Genomic DNA, 5231 nt, shown 5'->3' with positions numbered 1-5231 from the left:
GACCGCGGCCGTGGTCGCCGTCGTCGCGCTGCCGGCCCTCCCGGAGTACGCGGGACGGCCGGACTGAGAGCTCCTCGCCGACGGGACCTTCGACGGCTGAAAAAAGCGAAACGCGACTTCGGCCGCGACCGCGGCGACGTGTCGCCTCAGAACGTCTCTAGGTAGCGGTCCTCCTCCCACTGCGACACCTGGGTGAGGTACTCGCTGAACTCTTGGGACTTCGCCTCGGCGAACTTCTCCGAGGTGTGGGGGCCAAGCGCCTCCTGAAGCACCTCGTCTTCTTCCAGCTCCTCGACGGCGGCACCGAGGTTCGGCGGCAGCGTCTCGATGCCGTACTCCTGGCGCTTCTCGTCGTCGAACTCGTAGATGTCCTCGCGGACCGGGTCGCCGGGGTCGGCACCGGTCTTGATCCCGTCGAGACCGGCGGCGATGAGCGACGCCATCGCGAGGTAGGGGTTACAGGACGGGTCGGGGCTGCGGACCTCGAACCGCGCGGAGACGCCGGCGGCGTCCGGGACGCGGACGAGTGCCGAGCGGTTCGTGTCGGACCACGCGACGTAGATGGGTGCCTCGTAGCCGGGCACCAGCCGCTTGTAGGAGTTCACGGTCGGGTTCGTTACGGCCGTGAACGCCTTGGCGTGGTTCAGGATGCCGCCCATGAACTGGTAGGCCGTCTCGCTGAGATTGAACTCGTCGCCCTCGTCGGCGAACGCGTTGCCGTCCTCGTCGAAAAGCGAGATGTGGCTGTGCATGCCCGAGCCGTTGATATCCGCGATCGGCTTGGGCATGAACGTCGCGTGGAGGTCGTGTTGCGCGGCGACCGCGCGGACGACGGCACGGAACGTCGCGATGTTGTCCGCGGTCGTGAGCGCGTCGTCGTACTTGAAGTTGATCTCGTGTTGGCCCTTGGCGACCTCGTGGTGCGAGGCCTCGATCTCGAAGCCCATCTCTTCGAGGGTGAAGATGATCTCCTTGCGCACGTCGGACGCGAGGTCCTTCGGGGCGAGATCGAAGTAGCCGCCGTTGTCGTGGGGGTTCGTCGTCGCGTTCCCCTCGTCGTCGGTCTTGAAGAGGAAGAACTCCGGCTCGGGACCGATGGAAACGGAGTACCCCATCTCCTCGGCCTCTTCGAGGACGCTCTTGAGCACCTGGCGCGGACCGCCGACGAACGGCTCGCCGTCGGTGTCGACGATGTCACAGATGAGCCGAGCGGCCGCGGAGCCGTCCTCCCCGCTGCGCCACGGAAGCACCGCGAACGTGTCGGGATCGGGGACGAGTCGCATGTCCGACTCCTGGATGCGCACGAACCCCTCGATGGAAGAGCCGTCGAAGTAGATGCCCTCGGTGAACGCCTTCTCGGCCTGGTGAGCGGGCACGGAGACGTTCTTTACGGTGCCGAGGATGTCGGTGAACTGAAGCCGCAGGAAATCGACGTTCTCCTCCTCGATCTCGTCGAGTACCGCCTGTTCCTCGGCCGTGAGGCCGCCGTCCGGTTTCGCGTGTTCGTCCGTCATGTTCTGGACGCTTGATTCGTTATCTGCCAGTATAAAGGCCTTATCGCTTGGCGCATGAACCGCCGGGTAGGCAAAACTGCTGGACGTTCGTAAAATTCTAATCCCCCGGAAGCGTGATCGATTGTGATGACGTACGAAAACCTCGACGCGAAGCTCATTAACTCCCTGCTCAGTAACGGCCGCGCGAGCCTTCGAAGCCTCGGGGACGAGTTGGACGTCTCGGTGACGACGGTGTCGAACCACCTCCGCGACCTCGAAGAAGAGGGAGTCATTCGGGGGTATACGCCCGTCGTCGACTACGACAAGCTCGGCTACGACGTCACCGCTATCCTCCAGCTCAAGGTCGAGGGGAGCGCCCTGCCGGACGTCACGGAGAAGCTGCGGCAGGAGAAACAGATGGTGAGCGTCTACGAGGTCACCGGCGACTACGACGTGATCGCGATCGGGAAGTTCACCGACACCGACGGGATGAACGACCAGATCAAGTCGATCCTCACGGACGCCGACATCCGCGAGTCGAACACGAGCGTCGTCCTGAACGCGGTCACCGAGAACGCGCAGTTCGACCTCGACGTCGACGAGGAGTGAGTCGGCCGACGGTCCCGTAGCCCGCTACTCCCGCTTCGCCGCCGCCTCCAGCACTTCGACCGCCGGGAGCGGCTCGCCCGTCAGCGCGCGGATGTACGCCCCGCCCGCGATGGAGACGTGCGAGAAGTCCGCCTCGCTCATGCCGTACATCTCGATGGCCCGCGAGGTGTCGCCGCCGCCGACGACCGAGAAGCAGTCGGTCTCGGCGATGGCCTCCAAGACGCCGACCGTCCCGTCCGCGAACCGCTCGTCCTCGAAGACGCCGAGCGCGCCCTTCACGAAGACGGCGTCCGACTCGCGGATCGCCGGCTCGTAGTCTGCGACCGTCTCGCTCCCGACGTCGAGGAACCCCTCGGTCTTCTCCTCGATGTCGTCGACGGCGACCTCCGCGCGGTCGCCGTCGAAGCCCTCGTACGCGAGGTCGCTCGCCAGCCGGATCGCGTCGCCGCGCTCGTCGAGCACCGACTCGATCAGTTCGCGGTTGGCCTCCCACTGCTCGTCGAACAGATCCATCCCGCCCACGTCGTGACCGACCGGGTGGCCCGCCGCGCGCAAGAACAGTTCGCCCGCGACGCCCCCGAGCAGGAAGCGGTCCACTTTCTCGTCTAACGCGTCCATCACGCCGATCACGTCGGTCGCCTTCGTCCCGCCGACGACCATCGTCACCGGGCCGTCGAACTCGCGGGTGGCGATGGCCGTGTTCGCCTCGTACTCCGTCTCCATCACGCGGCCCGCGTACGCGGGGAGCGCGAGCGGGAACCCGACCAGCGAGGCGTGCTTCCGGTGGGCGGCCGAGTACGCGTCGTTGACGTACGCGTCGAAGTGCGGTGCCAGCGTCCGAACGAACTCGGTCTCGGCCTTCTCCTCGGGCGACTCCTCCGGGAGTTCGCCGTCGCACATCCGCGTGTTCTCCAAGAGGAGAATCTCGCCCGCGCCGAGCGCGTCGATCGCCGCCAGCGCCTCGTCGCCGTAGGTGTCGGCGACGAAGTCCACGTCGCGGCCGACGTGGTCGGCGAGGATCGCGGCGTGGCCCGAAAGGGACGTGAAGTCGTCGCGGCCGGGACGGCCCTGATGGGCCATGAGCACGACGCGATGACCGGCCTCGGCCAGTTCGCGGACGGTCCGCGCGTGGCGCTCGAAGCGTCGGTTGTCCTGCGGTTCGCCGTCCTCGACCGGGGAGTTGAGGTCGAGTCGGACGAGGACACGCGAGTCTGTCGGAAGGTCGTCGATGGTGTCGAAAGTGGGCATGGATGAACGGTCGTCGATGAGCTATTTAAGGGATGGCGCTCCGGGAAACGTTGCGGTCGAGAAACTGTGCCGTCGAAAACGCGGCCCACGCTCGCCGCTTACGCCTCGTCGTGGACGTACGCGGCCATGTCGAGCATCCGGTTCGAGAAGCCGTACTCGTTGTCGTACCAGGTGAGGATCTTCAGGAGCTTCCCGCCGGCGATGACGTTCGTCGACTGGAGGTCGACGTAGCTGGAGAAGGGGAGGCCGACGATGTCCGAGGAGACGACCTCGTCGTCGGTGTAGCCGAGAACGCCCGCGAGCGGGCCGGAGTCGGCCGCGTCGCGGAAGGCGGCGTTGACATCCTCCTCGGTGACCTGCTCGTCGAGGCTGACGACGAACTCGGTGATGGAGCCGGTCGGAACCGGGACGCGCATCGCCATCCCGTCGATTTTGCCCTCCAGTTGCGGGAGGACCTCCTGCGCAGCGCCCGCTGCGCCGGTCGAGGTGGGGACGATGTTCTCGGCGGCCGCGCGGCCGCGGCGGCGCTTCGACATCGGACCGTCGATGAGGCTCTGCGAGCCGGTGTAGGCGTGGACGGTGGTGAGGGTCCCGGCGTCGATGCCGAACTCCGCGTCGAGCACCTTCGCGACCGGCGTGATGGAGTTCGTCGTACAGGAGGCGTTCGAGATCACGTCGTCGCCCTCGTACTCGTCGTGGTTGACGCCGTAGACGAGCTGTTTGACCGGCTTCTCGCCCTTCGGCGGGGCGGAGATGATCACGGTGTCCGCGCCGCCGTCGAGGTGCGCGCTTGCGTCGTCGCGGGTGCGGAAGATGCCCGTACACTCTAAGGCGACGTCGACGTCGAGCTCGTCCCACGGGAGGTCAGCGGGATCCTGAACGTTGAACAGCGGAACCGAGGTCCCGCCGATCGTCAGCTCCTCGCCGTCGCGCTCGACGCCCTCCAGCCGCCCCATGACGGTGTCGTACTTCGCGAGGTAGCCCATGTCGTCGAAGTCCATCACGTCGTTGATCCCGACGAGTTCGATCCGCGGACTCTCCAAGACCGCGCGGAACACGTTGCGCCCGATGCGACCGAAGCCGTTGAGTCCCACTCGAACGACCTCGTCGTCGCTCACGTCGTCGCCAGCTGCCAGATGCGATTTACTCATGTTCGAAAAAGGCGAGAGCCAACTACTTAAATCCGGCTCAGTCGCCCCGAGATCGTCATAATCGTTCGAATTTGTTACGAACGGCCGCGTCGACGGCGGCTCTGATGGCGGCCGATACGGCGACCGACAGAAGGCTTATCGGGGTCACCGACTTCACGGGAGGTATGGACAGAGACGACCGCGACGATCCGTTCGGAGACTTCTTCGAGGAGATCGAGCGGATGATGAACGAGATGGCCAACGCGAACGGGCCGTCCGCGGACGACGCCGGGTTCGGCTCCGACACCCACGTCGACGCGTATGCCACCGAGGAGTCGGTACGTCTCGTCGCCGACCTCCCCGCCGTCTCGAAGGAGGACCTCTCGCTGCGCTGCGACGGCGACGCGCTCACCATCTCCGCGGTCTCCGACCGGCGCGAGTACGACGAGACCGTCGACCTCCCCGCGCCCGTCGACGAACACTCCGCCGACGCGACGTTCAACAACGGCGTCCTGGAGGTCACGTTCGACCGCGCCGACGACAGCGCGTCGATCGACCTCGTCTGAGTCGCTCTCTGCCTCCGTCTCTTCGCCGTCCTTCGGCTACTCTCTGCTAGCGGTCCGTCGGATCAGAGCCGCGAGTCGGTCGTAGAAGTCGTCCTCGTACTTCGTCGCGGCGTCGACGGTCGGCCGGGCGTTCGTCTCGTTGACGACGAGCCGGTCGTCGGTCGCCAGCAGGTCGACGCCCAGGT

At 66.2% G+C, this 5231-nt stretch carries 5 protein-coding genes and 1 pseudogene; 2 read left to right on the top strand and 4 right to left on the bottom strand.

The annotated features are described in order from the left end of the window. Positions 1–146: 146 nt before the first annotated feature. A complete protein-coding gene (gene glnA / locus BN903_RS13410; RefSeq protein WP_048078213.1) occupies positions 147–1514 on the bottom strand; it encodes a type I glutamate--ammonia ligase in 1368 nt (455 codons plus the stop codon). A 126-nt stretch (positions 1515–1640) separates the two neighbouring features. Here glnA and lrp point away from each other — a divergent pair, with 126 nt between their 5' ends. Then, complete coding sequence (lrp, locus tag BN903_RS13405) at positions 1641–2102, top strand: HTH-type transcriptional regulator Lrp (RefSeq protein ID WP_048078212.1); 462 nt, start codon at positions 1641–1643, stop codon at positions 2100–2102. A gap of 24 nt (positions 2103–2126) precedes the next feature. On the opposite strand, the gene BN903_RS13400 is transcribed toward lrp, so the two are convergent. Together BN903_RS13400 and gap are read right to left on the bottom strand one after the other, a co-directional pair. Then, the gene (locus BN903_RS13400; RefSeq protein WP_048078211.1) at positions 2127–3350 is read right to left on the bottom strand and encodes a phosphoglycerate kinase; all 1224 of its coding nucleotides are present in this window, start codon (positions 3348–3350) and stop codon (positions 2127–2129) included. 98 nt (positions 3351–3448) lie between these two features. Further along, complete coding sequence (gene gap, locus BN903_RS13395) at positions 3449–4501, bottom strand: type I glyceraldehyde-3-phosphate dehydrogenase (RefSeq protein ID WP_048078210.1); 1053 nt, start codon at positions 4499–4501, stop codon at positions 3449–3451. 164 nt (positions 4502–4665) lie between these two features. On the opposite strand from gap, the gene BN903_RS13390 reads away from it, so the two are divergent. Beyond that, positions 4666–5046, top strand: a complete 381-nt coding sequence (locus BN903_RS13390; RefSeq protein WP_048078245.1) for an Hsp20/alpha crystallin family protein — start codon at positions 4666–4668, stop codon at positions 5044–5046. Positions 5047–5082: 36 nt separating this feature from the next. Here BN903_RS13390 and BN903_RS16985 read toward each other — a convergent pair. After that, positions 5083–5231: pseudogene (locus tag BN903_RS16985) on the bottom strand (RimK family alpha-L-glutamate ligase); the annotation flags it as partial.

This window comes from Halorubrum sp. AJ67, assembly GCF_000513435.1.
The sequence above is the reverse complement of the archived record's forward strand: the minus strand, read 5'-3'. Positions and strand labels throughout refer to the sequence as shown.